The organism is Cellulomonas xylanilytica, from assembly GCF_007989805.1.
GTDB classification, from domain to species: domain Bacteria; phylum Actinomycetota; class Actinomycetes; order Actinomycetales; family Cellulomonadaceae; genus Cellulomonas; species Cellulomonas xylanilytica.
The window spans coordinates 146453-161586 of sequence record NZ_BJUB01000001.1 but is presented as its reverse complement, the minus strand read 5'-3'; the positions used below and the strand labels follow the sequence as shown (position 1 = coordinate 161586).

Below are 15134 nucleotides of genomic sequence, written 5' to 3'. Positions count from 1 at the left end.
GCGCCAGGCAGAGTGGTCGGGTGCTCGTCGTCGTCTGCCCCGGTCAGGGCGCCCAGTCCCCCGGCATGCTCGCCCCGTGGCTCGAGCTGCCGTCCGTCGCCGAGTCGATCGCGCGGGCCTCCCGCACGACCGGCCTGGATCTCGTCGCCCACGGCACCACGTCGGACGCCGACACCATCCGGGACACCGCCGTGGCGCAGCCGCTGCTCGTCGCGTCGGCGCTCGCGAGCCTGCGGGCCGTCCTCGAGCTCGGTCCCGACGACGCCCTCGACATCGCCGCGCAGCGGGTGGTCGGGGCGACGGCCGGACACTCCGTCGGCGAGCTCGCCGCGGCAGCGATCGCCGGCGTGCTCACCGACGACGAGGCCCTGCGCCTCGTGGCGGTGCGCGGCGCCGCGATGGCACGTGCTGCGGCGACCACCCCCACCGGCATGTGCGCGGTGCTGGGCGGTGACCCGGACGAGGTGCTGGCCGCTCTCGCCGAGCACGGCCTGGTGCCGGCGAACGTCAACGGCGGCGGCCAGGTGGTGGCCGCAGGGACCCTCGACGCGCTCGCCGCCCTCGCCGCCGCTCCTCCCACCCGTGCACGCGTCGTCGCCCTGCAGGTCGCCGGCGCGTTCCACACCGAGCACATGGCGCCCGCCGTCACCGAGCTGCGAGCCGCGGCCGACGACGTCACGCCGGGCGAGCCGATGGTCCCGCTGCTGACCAACTCCGACGGCACCGTCGTCGCGTCCGGCGCCCGGGCGCTCGAGCTGATCGTCGCGCAGGTGGCCAACCCCGTCCGCTGGGACCTGTGCCAGTCGACGCTCCAGGCACTCGGGGTCACCGGGCTGCTCGAGGTCGCTCCCGGTGGGGTGCTCACCGGGCTGGCCCGGCGTACGCTGCCCGGGGTCGAGACCGTCGCCGTCAAGACCCCCGCCGACCTGGACGCCGCGCGAGACCTCGTCCGTCGGCATGCCGGAGACCCCGAGAGCCACCTGGAGAAGTCGTCGTGACCCGTCCCACTCTCACGCAGGCCACCGGCCCGGCCCACACCCGCATCCTGGGCGTCGGAGGCGTCCGCGGCGAGCGGGTCGTCACCAACGACGAGCTCGTCGGACCCATCGACTCCTCGGACGAGTGGATCCGCCAGCGCACCGGCATCGTCACGCGTCGTCGCGCCGAGGCGGGCACCGACGTCCTCGACCTGGCCGAGGGCGCTGCGCGGGCCGCGCTCGAGAACGCGGGCCTCACGGGTGCGGACATCGACGCGGTGATCCTGTCCACGGTCACGTACTTCCACCAGACGCCCGCAGCGGCGGCGATCATCGCGGACCGCATCGGCGCCACACCGGCGGCCGCGTTCGACATCTCGGCCGCGTGCGCCGGCTACTGCTACGGCATCGGCCAGGCCGACGCCCTCGTCCGTGCAGGCACCGCGCGCAACGTGCTGGTGATCGGCGCGGAGAAGATGAGCGAGCTCGTCGACCCCGCGGACCGGACGATCTCCTTCCTGCTGGGCGACGGCGCCGGCGCGGTCGTGATCGGCCCCTCCGAGACGCCCGGCATCGGCCCGACCATCTGGGGCTCCGACGGCAGCCAGGCCCAGGCCATCCGCCAGACGCACTCCTGGCTCGCCACGCGGGACGAGGGTCTCGGCTGGCCCACCCTGCGGCAGGAGGGCCAGAGCGTCTACAAGTGGGCGGTCTGGCAGATGGCGCCCGTCGCGCAGAAGGCGATGGACGCGGCCGGCGTGACGGCCGACGAGATCGAGGCCTTCATCCCGCACCAGGCGAACATGCGGATCATCGACCAGATGATCAAGACCCTCAAGCTCCCCGACACGGTCGTCGTCGGCCGGGACATCGCGGAGACCGGCAACACCTCCGCCGCGTCGATCCCCTTGGCGACCGAACGCCTGCTGCGCGAGGGTCAGGTACCGAGCGGTGCGCTCGCCCTGCAGATCGGCTTCGGAGCCGGCCTGGTCTACGCGGCGCAGGTCGTCGTCCTGCCCTGACACCCCTGAGGTACGACGCCGGTTGTACCGTTCGTCCGACCCCGAGCTCCATCCCCGAAGCACCAACCCACACGAGGAGATACCGATGGCGTACAGCGAGCAGGAGATCCTGGCCGGCCTGGCCGAGATCGTCAGCGAGGAGACCGGTCTGCCCACGGACTCCGTCCTGCCCGAGAAGTCCTTCACCGACGACCTCGACATCGACTCGCTGTCGATGATGACGATCGTCACGCTCGCCGAGGAGAAGTTCGACGTGCGCATCCCCGACGACGAGGTCAAGAACCTCGCCACGGTCGGCGACGCCGTCTCGTTCATCACGGGCGCGCAGGCCTGATCCCGCGCGACCGGTCGGTCCCGGGCGTGCACGCCCGGGACCGGCTGACCCTCTCGCAGTCTCTCGACCGCAGATCTGGAGCACCGATGAGCCACGTACCCGACGTCGTCGTCACCGGACTGGGAGCCACGACGCCTCTCGGCGGTGACGTCCCCAGCACCTGGGCCGCCGCGCTGAACGGCGAGTCGGGCGCCCGCCGCTTCGATAACGACTGGGTCGAGAGGTTCGGACTGCCGGTCGGGTTCGCGGCGACCATCAAGGTCGACCCGTCCGAGGCCATGGCACGGCCCGAGATGAAGCGGATGGACCCGTCCGCGCAGTACGCCGTCATCGCCGCCCGCGAGGCCTGGGCCGACGCGGGCTCCCCCGAGGTGGACGGCGAGCGGCTGGGCTCCGTCGTGTCCTCCGGCATCGGCGGCATCCGCACGATCCTGGACGCGTGGGAGGGCCTGCTCGCCAGCGGCAACGCGCGTCGGGTCCTGCCGATGACGGTGCCGATGCTCATGCCCAACTCCCCGACGGCCTACGTGTCGCTCGAGTTCGGTGCCCGCGCCGGCGCCCACGCGGTCGTGTCCGCCTGCGCCTCCGGCGCCGAGGCCATCGGCTACGGCGTCGAGATGATCCGCACCGGCCGCGCCGACATCGTCATCGCCGGTGGCACCGAGGCGTCGATCCACCCCATGAACGTCGCCGCGTTCGCCGCGTCGCGCACGCTCTCGCTGCGCAACGACGACCCCGAGCGCGCCTCACGCCCCTACGACGTCGACCGCGACGGGTTCGTCATGGGCGACGGGGCCGGTGTGGTCGTCCTGGAGAGCGCCGAGCACGCCGCGGCCCGCGGCGCCCGCGTCTACGCCCGCATCGCCGGCGTCGGCCTGTCCGCCGACGGCTACCACATGACGTCCCCCGAGCCCTCGGGCGAAGGGCAGATCCGCGCGATGAGCGCCGCCCTCGAGGAGTCCGGGGTCGCCCGCAAGGACGTCGTGCACGTCAACGCGCACGCGACGTCGACCGTCGTGGGCGACCTCATCGAGGCCCGATCCATCCGCGGCCTGCTCGGGGACGAGGCGGACCACGTCGCGCTCTCGGCCACCAAGTCGATGACCGGCCACCTGCTCGGCGGCGCCGGCGCGCTGGAGACGATCTTCACCGTCCTGGCGTTGCACGACCGGCAGGCACCGCCGACCATCAACGTCGACAACCCCGACCCCGAGCTGGTGCTGGACCTCGTCCGTGACAAGCCCCGCGCCCTGCGCGACGGCGACATCGCGGCGGTCAACAACTCGTTCGGCTTCGGCGGCCACAACGTCGCGCTGGTCGTCGCCTCGGTCTGACGTCGGGCTGCCGGTCGCCGGGTCCCCCCACGGGTCCGCCGGTCAGTAGCCGCTGAAGGCGTCCGTGCGGATGCGGCGGACACCCGAGCGGCGCAGGACGCGGCGCGAGTGCTCGACCATGCCCGGTCCGCCGGAGACGTACGCGACCCGGCGTGCGGCGTCGGGCACGGTCTCCTTCAGCGTGGTGGCGTCGATGGTCGGCCCGGTGGCGAACACCCACGACTCCGGGAGCGCGGTCGGCCGCTGCGGGCTCACGACGACCACGCGCGCGCCGGACCCGACGAGCACGTCGGCGTAGGGCGCCTCGTCGCCGGGGCCGAGCAGCAGCACGACGACGACGTCCCGCCGGGCGCCCGACCGGGCGAGGTCGGACAGCTGGCTCACGAACGGGGTGATCCCGATGCCGCCCGCGAGGAGCAGCAGCGGGACGGCCGCGTCCTTGGGCAGCACGAAGTCGCCGCCGACCCCGGTCGCGCGCACGAGCCCGCCCTCGGGCAGCGCGCTGAGCGCCTGCTTGAAGGAGCTGAGCGACTCGGTGACCCGGAACGCCACGGCGACGCCGTCCGTGTGGTCGGGCGGGGTCGCGAGGGAGAAGACCCGGCGGGACCCCCGCGCGTCGGCGCCCTGATGGGGGACGTGCAGCTCGATCCACTGCCCGGGGCGGAACCGCACGGCGGCGTCGGACGCGAACGCGACCTCCCGGATGCCGGGAGTGACCATCCGCTGGGCACGCACCCGCAGGTGGACGGCCCGCCGCTGCCCGACCGTGAAGGCCAGGACGTTGCCGACGACCAGCGCGAGCTCGGGTGACGCGTACAGGACGCCGAGGCTGAACGGGACGACCGTCAGCGCGCCCACGAGCGCGGCCTCAGCGAGCTGCTGCCACCGCCGGGGCGGGAGGGTGAGCGGCTCGGTGAGCATGAACCCGGCCGCGAAGACCAGCGGGTAGGACTGCAGGGCCGTCAGCAGGGCGTCGGTGGGTGCGGCGCCCGTGGCGACCAGCCGCGGCAGGAGCACGGCGAGCGCAGCGGCCAGGTAGGTGGCGACGAGCGCGAGCCGACGCGTCCGGACGACGACGGCGAGTGCCGCCAGCGCGACGACGGGCAGCAGGGCGGGGGTCGCCACCCACCACACGGCGCCGAAGCCTCCGAACAGTGGGGCCAGCAGCCCAGCGGCGAGGGCGCCTGCGGCGGCAGGATTGAGCACGTGCCTGGCCCGGACCGCGACGACGAACTTCGACAGCGCGGCCAGGACGGCGGCCAGCGCGACGATGCCGAGACCCGTCGGCGTGGTCTCCGGCCAGAAGAGCAGGGCCAGGATCAGGCCGGTGATGACAGCCGACTCGGTGTGCACGCGGGTGCGCCAGAGCGCCCCGCACGCGCGGCCGGCGAGCACGCTGACCACCACGGCGACCGCGGTGCTGACCACGAGGGCGACGGGGTCCTGCTGCACCGGCCCGAGGACGGACAGCACCAGCGCGACCAGCAGGATCCCGCCGAGCGCGATGGTGACCAGCCGGTACATCGTCACCCGGCCGAGGACGGTGTCGACGGTGCTCATGCGAACAGCTCCCCTGGGAGGCCCAGCGAGTACCGGACCCGGCCGTCGGCGACCATCCGCACGTAGGTGTGGTCGATCGCCGCCTCCAGCCGGTCGGGGTCCGCGAAGAAGTGGGCGGTGCTCAGACCGTCGGCGACCATCGCGGTGTCCGCGACGACCCAGGTGGCGACGACCTCCTGCGTCGGCAGCCCCGTCCGCGCGTCCAGCACGTGGTGCAGCCCGTCGCCCCACGCACGGCGGTCCACCCCCGACCCGCACAGGGCGGCGCCGTCGAGGTCCACGACCCCGATCGCGCGCGTGGGGTCGCCGGGCTGCTGCAGCGCCACCCGGAACGCGGTCCCGCCGCGGTGGACCAGGTCCCCGCCGGCGTCGACCACGTAGGCCTCGATGCCGCAGTCCAGCAGCTCGGCCGCGACGAGGTCCACCAGCTGGCCCTTGCCCGCGGCACCCACGTCGAGCAGGACGGGCTCGCGCACGACGAGGGTGCACCCGTCGCGCTCGAGCACGTCGTCCCAGGCGGGTGCCGGCTCAGCGACGCCCGCACGGAGCGAGTAGCCGGCGTCGTACCCGAGCCGGACCAGGCTGCGTGCGACCAACGGGGACACGGCGCCGTCGGTGCAGCGACCGAGCGTCGCGTACAGGTCGAGCAGCGGGCCGGCCTCCGGGGGCAGCCGGTACGTCCCCGGCTCGCGCGACATCTGCGCGACCACGGAGTCGTCGCGGAACCGGGACCAGACGGCGTCGTACGACGCGATCCGCGACTGCACCCGTGCCCGCGTGACCACGTCGAGCGGCCCGTCGACGTGGATCGACCACCGGGTGCCGATCGCGTCGAAGGACGCCTCAGGCGTGCGCATCAGCGGCGATCTCCACGAGCGCCGCGTTGAACCCTTCGGGGGTGAGGGAGGAGCCGGAGACCGCGTCGACGGTGAGGCCCTCGATCGGCTGGCCGACGACGACGTCGGCGACGCCCGAGGCGAACTGCGTCTGGAACTTCTGCGACGCGGGGTTGGTGGCCTCCGGCGTGACCTCGACGGCCGACACCATGCCGTCGGCGAGGGTGATCGAGACACCGACGGTCTCCGGACCTGCCGGCGACTCGTACGAGCCGGTCGCGGTGTAGGTGCCGTCGGCGTACTCGGGCGCCGCGGGCTCCTCGACGACGGCCGCCTCCGACGGCTGCTCGGCGGCCTCGTCCGCGGTGTCCGGGCTCGCGGCCCCGCTGCTGCAGGACGTGAGCGCAGCGACTGCGGACACCCCCGAGACGAGCGCGATCGTGGTCCTGCGTGGCGTCCTCATGCGTGGTTTCCCCTCATCGTGTCCCCCTGGCACGGCCAGTGACGGCCGTATTGCAACAGGTCAGGACGCTAGGGTCCACGGCTGGGCGCACGCTGTGAACGTCCAGTGGCCGAGCGAAGCGATTAAGTTCGGCTCGCCCGGAGCACTCAGCCGACGCGGTGCAGCCAGCGCACGGGGGCGCCGGCACCGGCGTACCGGAAGGGCTCCAGCTCGTCGTCCCACGCCTGCCCCAGTGCGAGGTCGAGCTCGCTGCGCAGCCGGAGCGGGTCGGCGGCGTGCTCGAGGGCGGCGCGGATCCGGTCCTCCGGCACGACGATGTTGCCGTGCACGTCGGTCGCGGCGTGGAAGATGCCGAGCTCGGGCGTGTGGCTCCACCGCGAGCCGTCGACGCCGTGACTGGCTTCCTCGGTGATCTCGTAGCGCAGGTGGGCCCAGCCGCGCAGGGCGGAGGCTAGGCGCGCGCCGGTGCCCTGCGGGCCCTGCCACGAGTGCTCAGCACGGTAGAAGCCCGGACCGGCCGGCTGCGCCGTCCAGTCGAACGTGGTGCGTGAGCCCAGCACGTTGCCTGCCGCCCACTCCACGTGGGGGCACAGCGCGCGCGGTGCAGAGTGCACGAAAAGTACACCGCGGGTGATCGCACCAGCCATGTCGTCCTCCTGAACGGGCTCGAGGTTCGCCTTCCCCAACGACCTCAGTCACGTTCCCAGGAGTACGCATGCCGGACGGACAGCTTCGCGGCGTGCTGGGGACAGCATGCCGGACGATCTGGTGATGCGCCAGCGACCTACAGCGTGTCGCGGATGGCGCGCATGGCCTTCTTCCGCACCGACCGCTCGAGACGGTCGAGGTAGAGCATGCCGTCGAGGTGGTCCACCTCGTGCTGCAGGCAGCGCGCCATGAGCTCCGTCCCCTCGACGACGACCTCGTTGCCGTCCAGGTCGGTGCCGACGACGCGGGCGTACCAGGCGCGGTGCGTCGGGTACCACAGGCCGGGGACCGACAGGCAGCCCTCGTCACCGTCCTGGTACTCGTCCTCGGACAGCTCGACGATCGTGGGGTTGAGGACGTAGCCGACCTCGTCGTCGATGTTCCACGAGAACGCCCGCAGGCTCACGCCGATCTGGTTCGCCGCCAGGCCGGCGCGGCCCTCGGTGTCGACGGTCTCCAGCAGGTCGTCGACGAGACCGCGCACGCGGTCGTCGATCGTCGTGATCGGGTCGCAGGGGGTGCGCAGGACGGGGTCTCCGACGGTCCGGATCTCTCGCATGGCCATGCGGACGATCCTCGCACGGCACGCCGGTCGACGAGGCGGGGTCGGGTCTCCGCACGGCGTCACGGGGGCCGAGTGTGAGCAGGACGACATGGTCCGGGCGGATCGAAGGGCGTCGGCCGGCGTAGTCTTTTGTACTGACTGGTCAGTCTAAGGAGTCGTCATGCCCGTGCCCGCTGTGACCGCCCTCGCCCTGCAGCTGCACGGTGACCGAGGGCCTGTCTTCGGACCGCTCGACCTCGAGATCGAGGCCGGCACCCTCACGCTGGTCCGGGGGCCACAGGGCGCCGGGCGCACCAGCCTGCTGCTCGCCCTGGCGGGCCGCATGGCACCGGACCCGTCGTCCGACCTCGTCGTGCTGGGCCACCGGCTGCCGACGCACCGCGCCCTCGTGCAGCGCGAGGCGGCCCTCGCGGGCTTCGCGGGCATCGACGACCTGGACGACTCGGTGACCGTCGGTGCGCACGTGCGCGAACGGCTCGCCTGGCTCGCGCCCTGGTACCGGCGCGCTCCCCGCGCCGACCAGGCGACCGTCGACCGCGTGCTGGCCCCGGTGTTCGGCGACCTGCCCGTCCCTGACGTCCAGACGGTCGTCTGGCACCTCGACGAGGTCGACGTGCTCCTGCTCCGGATCGCCCTCGCCATGGCCCAGGGGCCCCGGCTGCTCGTCGTCGACGACGTGGACCAGGTGCACGACCGGACGCGCCGCCACCTGGTCTGGGACCGGCTCGACGCGCTCGCCCGCACGGGCGTCACGGTCGTCGCGTCCTGCGCCGACCCCGACGAGGCCGTCGGCGCCCGCTGGACCGTCCTGCCCGTCTCCACCCCCACGCCCTGAAGGACCCGCCATGCTCTCGCTCACCTCCGGTACCGAGCTGCGCCGGTTCGGCCGCGGTCGGCTCCCCCGGCTCGCCGTCGCGGCGATGCTGCTGGTCCCGCTCCTGTACGGCGCCCTCTACCTCTGGGCGTTCTGGGACCCGACAGGACACCTCGACGCGATGCCCGTCGCGTTGGTGAACGCCGACGCGGGCGCCGACCGCGACGGCGCCCGGGTCACCGCGGGCCAGGACCTGACCGACGAGCTGGTCGACGGCGCCGCGCTCGACTGGGTGGTCACCGATGCCACCGACGCAGCCGCCGGGGTGCGCGACGGCGACTACTACTTCGCGGTGACCATCCCCGCCGACTTCTCGGCCGACCTCGTGTCGGCCGGCGGCGAGACACCGACCGCCGCGCAGATCGACGTGACCTACAACGACGCCACGTCCTTCATCGGCACCACCCTCGGCCGCTCGGCGATGGACCACGTGCGTGACGGTGTCGCGGCGACCGCCGGGGAGCAGGCCGTGGACCAGGTGCTGGTCGGGCTGGGGTCGGCGCGTGACGGCATGGTGCAGGCGGCCGACGGCGCCGTGTCCCTGCATGACGCGTCGCAGCAGCTGGGCGAGGGCGCGCAGCGGGTGGCCGACGGCGCGATCGACGCCGAGGACGGCGCGGCCCGCCTCGCCGCCGGCGCCTCGACCCTCGACGGTGGTGTGCGAGACGTGGCCGCGGGTGCGGACCGGCTGTCCTCGGGCGCCACGCAGCTGTCCGCCGGCGCACGCAGCGCGGCCGACGCGAGCGGCCCGCTGGCGTCCGGCGCGCAGTCCGTCGCCGACGGGGTGCACGCCGCCACCCAGCAGGTGGACGCCCTGACCGGCCGGCTCCCCGCGCTCACCGACGGGCTGACGCAGGTGAGCGCGTACCTCAGCGCACGCGCGGCGGCGGGCGACCCGGACGCCGCGGCTCTCCTGGCGGGCCTCGCCGGAGCAGACCTCCCCGACGCGGCGACCCTGTCCGCGATGACCGAGCAGCTCCACGCCCTGGACTCCGGTGCGGCGCAGGCCGCCGCCGGTGCGCAGACGCTCAGCACCGGGCTCGGCACGCTCGCCGACTCGTCGGTCTCCGTCGCGTCCGGGGCCTCCGACCTCGCCTCGGGCGCCCGGCAGGCAGCTGCGGGCGCCGACACCCTGGCCACGGGGTCGGCGGCGCTCGCCTCCGGGACCGTGACGCTCGCCGACGGGGCCACCCAGGTGGCCGACGGGACCGGCCGGCTCGGGGACGGCGCCCAGCAGCTGGCCGACGGGCTGAGCGACGGTGCGACGCAGATCCCCGACGACAGCGCGGCGCAGCGCACGGCGCGTGCCGGTGCCCTGTCCACCCCGGTGGCGATCGACGACGAGGACGTCGCACCGGCAGCCAGCCTCGGTGAGGGGTTCGCCCCCCTGTTCATCCCGCTCGCGCTGTTCGTCGGCGGGCTCATCACGTGGCTGCTCCTGCGCCCCCTGCCCACCCGCGCGCTCGCGACGCCCGCGTCCGGGTGGCGGGTCGCGCTCGCCGGGTACCTGCCGTCGCTGGTCATCGGCGCGGGCCAGGTCGTGCTGCTCCTCGGCGTCGTCGGGCTCGGGCTGGGCCTGCACATCGGGCACCCGGTCGGGACCGTGGCGTTCCTGCTCCTCGTCGCCGCGTGCTTCCTCGCGCTGCAGCAGATGCTCCTGTCCGTCCTCGGGTCGGCCGCCGGCAAGGTGGCGACGATCGCGCTGCTGATGCTGCAGATCACCTCCGCGAGCGGCACCTATCCGGTGGAGACCACGCCCGCGTTCTTCCAGGCGATCCACCACGTCCTGCCCATGACGTACGCCGTCGGCGGGCTGCGCAGCCTGATCACGGGGGCGCCCGACGCACGGCTGTGGACCGCCGTGGTCTACCTGGTCGCGGTGGCGTTCGCGTCGCTCGCGGTGACCGCGTGGAAGGCGGGGCGCCTGCGGACGTGGACCGTGGCGCGTCTGCACCCCGCCCTGAGCATCTGAGAGGCTGGCCGGCATGCGTGCGACGGCCACCCGGGACCAGATCGTCGAGGCCGCGCTCTCCCTCGTCGCGGACCGCGGGTTCACCGCGACGTCCGTCGACGACATCGCGTCGGCCGCCGGGGTGGCCAAGGGCAGCGTGTTCTACAACTTCGGCTCGAAGTCGGGGCTGTTCGAGGCGATCATCACCGAGGGCGTCGCGCGCCTCACCGTCGCGCTGCGCACCGCCTCCGACGGCCTGCACGGCCACGCTGCGCTGGAGGCGCTCGTCACCGAGCTGCTCGGCCAGATCCGGGCCCACCCCGACTTCGCCAAGCTGATGATCGCCGAGACGTTCCGGACCGGCCGCAGCTGGCAGGACTCCATCCGCCTGGTGCGCGACGAGTCGATGGGTGCGTTCGCGGCCGTCGTCGCCGAGGCCTGGCCCGACCGCGACCCGTCCCTGACCGCCGCCGCGCTGTTCGGGGCCACCCTCCTGGCAGGCCTCGAGTGGCTGGTGTTCCAACCCGAGCGCACCCTGGACGACGTGCGGGCAGCCGTGCTCGCCACCGTGCACTGACGACGACCGGAGCGCCGAGATGCCCACGGACCCACCGAACGGCGTGCACTCCGAGGTGGGACGGCTCCGCCGGGTGCTGGTCTGCGAGCCCGGGCTCGCGCACCGGCGGCTCACCCCCACGAACGCGTCCGACCTGCTCTTCGACGACGTGCTCTGGGTGGAGAACGCGATCGCGGACCATCGCGCGTTCGTCGCGGAGCTGCGGGCGCGCGACGTGGAGGTGCTGGAGCTGCACGACGTGCTGGCCGAGACCATGGCGGTGCCCGGTGCACGCGACTGGCTGCTCGACCGCAAGATCCGCCCGAACGACGTCGGTCTGGAGCTGATCGACGACACCCGGGAGTTCCTCGAGCGGCTCGAGCCCCGCCAGCTCGCCGAGTTCCTCGTCGGCGGGCTGGCGACCGTGGACATCACCGGCGGGTTCGACGACGACCACTTCGCGCTCGCCGAGTACTCGCCGGACGCCCGCGAGTACGTCATGCCGCCGCTGCCCAACACCCTCTACACCCGCGACACCACGTGCTGGCTCTACGGGGGCGTCACGCTCAACCCGCTGTACTTCTCGGCCCGGCACGACGAGACGCTCCTGATGAAGGCCGTCTACCGGTTCCACCCGGCGTTCGTCGGCTCCACGGTCTGGTGGGGCGACCCCGAGCAGCACTGGGGACGCTCGACGATCGAGGGCGGCGACGTCATGCCCGTCGGCAACGGGACCGTGCTGATAGGCATGAGCGAGCGGACGTCACGCCAGGGCATCACCCAGCTGGCTGCGGCGCTCTTCGAGCAGGGTGCCGCCGAGCGCGTGGTCGTCGCCGGCATGCCCCGGCTGCGCGCCGCGATGCACCTGGACACCGTCTTCACGTTCGCGGACCGCGACGTGGTGACCCTGTACCCGAAGATCGTCGACGCGATCCACTCGTTCACCCTCCGGCCGGCGGACGGCGGCCGCGTCCACCTGACCGACGAGGGCACGGCACCGTTCGTCGACGTCGTCGCCACCGCGCTCGGGCTCCCGGGGCTGCGCGTCATCGAGACCGGTGGCGACGCGTACGCCTCCGAGCGCCAGCAGTGGGACAGCGGCAACAACGCCGTCGCGGTCGAGCCGGGCGTGGTCTTCACCTACGACCGCAACACGACGACGAACGCCCTGCTACGCGCGGCGGGGGTCGAGGTGCTCGAGATCCGCGGGGCCGAGCTGGGACGCGGCCGCGGCGGCGGTCACTGCATGACCTGCCCGATCAGCCGCGACCCGATCGACCTCTGAAGAATGCAGAAAGCCCCCGCGCTCCAGGAGCGTGGGGGCTTTCTTGAGAGCTGTGGAGAGTGAATTCACTCCGCCGCGCGCTGCGTGGGAACGCCGGTGAGGAGCGAACGCACCTCGGACTCGTGGAAACGGCGGTGGCCGCCGAGGGTGCGGACGGCGGAGAGCTTGCCGGCCTGCGCCCAGCGGGTGACCGTCTTGGGGTCCACGCGGAAGAGAACGGCGACCTCGCCCGGCGTGAGCAGGGCACCCTGCGAGAGGGGGGCGTCCGTGGTGGTAACAGCCATGATGGATCTCCTGTCGTTCGGTAGCTCGGCTGGCCATGTAGGCCCCGTGGCTTTGCGTCCCCGCCTTGCAGCGGGTTTGCCGTTGTCGCTGACAAAGAGAACTATGCCCGTATCTGGACGCCTGTGCAACAACCTTCGCCGCACGATTCGCGCGCAAACGGGTGATTTAGATGCGGCCATAACGGGCGCGCACGAACGAGTACACGCCGTACGCGACGAACCCCAGAGCGACGATGACCAGCAGAAGGACTCCCGCCGGCTGGTCCCGCAGGGTGTGCAGGGCACCGTCCAGCCCGGTCGACCTGGACGGGTCGGCCGTCACCGCCGCCGTGACGAAGAGCACACCGACGATGCCGAGAGCCACCCCCTTGGCGACGTAGCCGAGCACCCCGAGCCGCCGGACGGCCGGCCCCGCCGTCCCCGACGGCAGCCGCTGGAGGTCCTGCAGGAACTTCTTCTTCCAGCCCTTGTAGACGTGGTAGATCCCGACGCCGATGATCGCCAGGCCCACCGCGCCGACCAGGATGCGCCCGAACGGCGCCGCCATGAGCTTGGCCGTCAGGTCCGCCGTCTGGGTCGACGCGTCCGAGCCGCCACCGCGAGCGAAGCTCAGGGCCGCGAACGCGAGCGCGATGTAGACGGCCGCGCGCCCGGCGGCCTTGGCGCGCTCCCCGGAGTCACCGGACCCGAACCGCCCGTGGATCGCCTTGGCCACCTGCCACGCCCCGAGCGCGAAGAACGCGACGACGGAGAACCACAGGACCACCGCGCCGAACGGCGTGCTCGAGATCGTGCTGAGCGCCCCCGACTGGTCGGCCTGCTCACCGCCGCTGCCGAACGCGACGCGGAGGGCCAGGACGCCGATGAGGATGTGGAGCACGCCGCTGACCGCGTAGCCCGCCCGCGCCGCCAGCTCCCAGGACCGTTGTGCGTTCGCCGTGCTGCTCGTGGTCACCACGTCATCTCCTCGTCTCGGCCCCCCGGCGATGCTGATCGTGGCAGGAGAGGGCCGCTCCGGCGACCGGAGAGCCCGGGAGATGGTGGGGCAGGTGGGGCTTGAACCCACGACCGACGGATTATGAGTCCGCTGCTCTGACCGGCTGAGCTACTGCCCCGAGGCACCGCACACCCTACCGAGGCCGCACGCGTGCGTCGGAGCCCGCGCACCCGCGGGTACCGTGAGGCGGTGGCCCTGTTCTCCCGTCGACGCCTGCCCCCGACCGACCGCACCCGGCTGGACCTGAGGCCTGGCGACACCGTGCTGGTCAGCACCGAGCTGTCCGACGGACGGCGGGCCGTCGCGACCCGGCGCGCGCTGCACCTGCTCGCACCCGACGGTCCCGTCGTCCGGCACCCGTGGTCCGACGTCGACCACGGCTCCCTCGACCCTGCGACGCGCACGATGACGCTGCGCTGGGTCTGGGGCGAGTCGGAGCGGCTGACCTTCTCCGAGGTGCCCGGCTCGTTCGCGTTCTCGCAGACGTTCCGCGAGCGGGTGCAGCAGTCGGTGGTCCACGCGGTGTCCGTCACGCTCCCCCGCGGTCAGCGCGCCCGGGTCGTCCTGCGGCGGGACGAGGCCGGCACGATGTTCACGCAGGTCCTCGGGGACGCGACGATCGACCTGTCCGACCCGGCCGTCGCGGCTGTCGTGGACGCGGCCGAGGACGAGGTCCGCGACGCCGTCGGCCTGCCCCGCTGAGCTGTCCGGGGCACCCTCGGACGGCTGCTAGAGTTTCTTCCCGCACGATCCCTCGTAGCTCAATTGGCAGAGCATCCGACTGTTAATCGGACGGTTACTGGTTCGAGTCCAGTCGAGGGAGCCAGTATCACCGCAGGTCGGGCCCCCTTCGCAGGGGGCCTTCGTGCTGTTGCGGCCCCCGACGCTCACGCGCAGACTTCGCTGGTCGGGCTCACGGCTCGACCACGGGCAGCTCTCGTGACGAGGCGCCGCAGCGGCCGCACCGTCAGGTCGGGTGTCGCTTGACCGCGAGCACCGGGGCGTCCGCCTCGAGCAGCACCCGTTGCGCGGTGCTGCCCAGGAACAGCTTGCCGACGGGGCTGCGTCGGCGCAGCCCGATCACGACCAGCTCCGCGCCCGCGGTGCGCGCCCGGTCGAGGATCTCGTCGGCCGGGTCGAGGGTCGGGTCGTGGGCGTAGACCACGTTGCGCACGTGCAGCGCGTCCAGCCTGGCGCCGAGCGCATCCGCATGCTGCTCCAGTGAGATGTCGAAGGCGTTGTCGGCGCCGGTGTCGGGGCCGCTGATCACGTGCAGCACGGCGTCGGACACCCGCGCCTGCGCGACTGCTGCGTCCAGGGCCGCTTCTCCCTCGGGCGTCTGTACGTGACCCACCACGATGTTCATCTCGGTTCCTCCTGTGAGCGGT

At 73.1% G+C, this 15134-nt stretch carries 17 protein-coding genes, 2 tRNA genes and 1 riboswitch; of the genes, 10 read left to right on the top strand and 9 right to left on the bottom strand.

The annotated features are described in order from the left end of the window. Nucleotides 1–20 precede the first annotated feature (20 nt). From CXY01_RS00700 to CXY01_RS00685, 4 genes are all read left to right on the top strand, one after another. On the top strand, nt 21–998 hold the full coding sequence (locus CXY01_RS00700; RefSeq protein ID WP_146925151.1) for an ACP S-malonyltransferase: 978 nt from the start codon (nt 21–23) through the stop codon (nt 996–998). Then, nucleotides 995–1999 (top strand): beta-ketoacyl-ACP synthase III, encoded by a 1005-nt coding sequence (locus CXY01_RS00695; RefSeq protein ID WP_146925150.1) that lies wholly within the window; start codon nt 995–997, stop codon nt 1997–1999. Before CXY01_RS00700 ends, CXY01_RS00695 begins: the two co-directional genes overlap by 4 nt. Nucleotides 2000–2084: 85 nt before the next feature. Continuing rightward, nucleotides 2085–2333, top strand: coding sequence for an acyl carrier protein (locus CXY01_RS00690; RefSeq protein WP_056090400.1), 249 nt, complete (start codon nt 2085–2087; stop codon nt 2331–2333). A gap of 86 nt (nt 2334–2419) precedes the next feature. After that, entirely contained in the window at nt 2420–3667 is a 1248-nt protein-coding gene (locus CXY01_RS00685) for a beta-ketoacyl-[acyl-carrier-protein] synthase family protein (protein ID WP_146925149.1), read from the top strand. Nucleotides 3668–3709: 42 nt separating this feature from the next. On the opposite strand, the gene CXY01_RS00680 is transcribed toward CXY01_RS00685, so the two are convergent. The 5 genes from CXY01_RS00680 to def all read right to left on the bottom strand — a co-directional run bounded on the left by CXY01_RS00680 (nt 3710) and on the right by def (nt 7799). Next, entirely contained in the window at nt 3710–5227 is a 1518-nt protein-coding gene (locus CXY01_RS00680; protein WP_146925148.1) for an FAD-dependent oxidoreductase, read from the bottom strand. Beyond that, nucleotides 5224–6084 carry an FAD:protein FMN transferase gene (locus CXY01_RS00675; protein WP_146925147.1) on the bottom strand — a complete coding sequence of 287 codons (861 nt, stop codon included), beginning with the start codon at nt 6082–6084 and terminating at the stop codon, nt 5224–5226. The genes CXY01_RS00680 and CXY01_RS00675 overlap by 4 nt, the downstream gene beginning before the upstream one ends. Beyond that, complete coding sequence (locus tag CXY01_RS00670) at nt 6071–6526, bottom strand: FMN-binding protein (RefSeq protein WP_146925146.1); 456 nt, start codon at nt 6524–6526, stop codon at nt 6071–6073. The genes CXY01_RS00675 and CXY01_RS00670 overlap by 14 nt, the downstream gene beginning before the upstream one ends. Before the next feature lie 146 nt (nt 6527–6672). Continuing rightward, nucleotides 6673–7173: a DUF3145 domain-containing protein gene (locus CXY01_RS00665; protein WP_146925145.1), complete on the bottom strand. Its 501-nt coding sequence runs from the start codon at nt 7171–7173 to the stop codon at nt 6673–6675. Between the two features lie 137 nt (nt 7174–7310). After that, nucleotides 7311–7799: a peptide deformylase gene (gene def, locus CXY01_RS00660; protein WP_146925144.1), complete on the bottom strand. Its 489-nt coding sequence runs from the start codon at nt 7797–7799 to the stop codon at nt 7311–7313. A gap of 160 nt (nt 7800–7959) precedes the next feature. Between def and CXY01_RS00655 the strand changes: the two genes are divergently transcribed. Genes CXY01_RS00655 through CXY01_RS00640 form a run of 4 tightly spaced genes read left to right on the top strand, consistent with a single transcriptional unit; the run spans nt 7960 to nt 12465 of the window. Beyond that, entirely contained in the window at nt 7960–8634 is a 675-nt protein-coding gene (locus tag CXY01_RS00655) for an AAA family ATPase (protein ID WP_146925143.1), read from the top strand. Nucleotides 8635–8644: 10 nt separating this feature from the next. Continuing rightward, nucleotides 8645–10645: a YhgE/Pip domain-containing protein gene (locus CXY01_RS00650; RefSeq protein ID WP_146925142.1), complete on the top strand. Its 2001-nt coding sequence runs from the start codon at nt 8645–8647 to the stop codon at nt 10643–10645. A gap of 13 nt (nt 10646–10658) precedes the next feature. Beyond that, nucleotides 10659–11201: a TetR/AcrR family transcriptional regulator gene (locus tag CXY01_RS00645; RefSeq protein WP_146925141.1), complete on the top strand. Its 543-nt coding sequence runs from the start codon at nt 10659–10661 to the stop codon at nt 11199–11201. Between the two features lie 19 nt (nt 11202–11220). After that, the gene (locus tag CXY01_RS00640) at nt 11221–12465 is read left to right on the top strand and encodes an arginine deiminase (protein WP_146925140.1); all 1245 of its coding nucleotides are present in this window, start codon (nt 11221–11223) and stop codon (nt 12463–12465) included. 65 nt (nt 12466–12530) lie between these two features. Here CXY01_RS00640 and CXY01_RS00635 read toward each other — a convergent pair whose 3' ends face one another. From CXY01_RS00635 to CXY01_RS00625, 3 genes are all read right to left on the bottom strand, one after another. Beyond that, complete coding sequence (locus CXY01_RS00635) at nt 12531–12749, bottom strand: BldC family transcriptional regulator (RefSeq protein WP_056026668.1); 219 nt, start codon at nt 12747–12749, stop codon at nt 12531–12533. A 16-nt stretch (nt 12750–12765) separates the two neighbouring features. After that, nucleotides 12766–12840: riboswitch (cyclic di-GMP riboswitch) on the bottom strand. 75 nt (nt 12841–12915) lie between these two features. After that, on the bottom strand, nt 12916–13704 hold the full coding sequence (locus CXY01_RS00630; RefSeq protein ID WP_186813243.1) for a DUF1206 domain-containing protein: 789 nt from the start codon (nt 13702–13704) through the stop codon (nt 12916–12918). Between the two features lie 83 nt (nt 13705–13787). Beyond that, nucleotides 13788–13864 (bottom strand) — tRNA-Ile (locus CXY01_RS00625). A 71-nt stretch (nt 13865–13935) separates the two neighbouring features. Between CXY01_RS00625 and CXY01_RS00620 the strand changes: the two genes are divergently transcribed. Continuing rightward, complete coding sequence (locus CXY01_RS00620) at nt 13936–14448, top strand: hypothetical protein (RefSeq protein ID WP_146925138.1); 513 nt, start codon at nt 13936–13938, stop codon at nt 14446–14448. A gap of 48 nt (nt 14449–14496) precedes the next feature. Further along, nucleotides 14497–14572: transfer RNA gene (locus CXY01_RS00615), tRNA-Asn, on the top strand. Nucleotides 14573–14713: 141 nt separating this feature from the next. Here CXY01_RS00615 and CXY01_RS00610 read toward each other — a convergent pair. Further along, the gene (locus tag CXY01_RS00610; RefSeq protein ID WP_146925137.1) at nt 14714–15112 is read right to left on the bottom strand and encodes a universal stress protein; all 399 of its coding nucleotides are present in this window, start codon (nt 15110–15112) and stop codon (nt 14714–14716) included. Nucleotides 15113–15134: the final 22 nt, after the last annotated feature.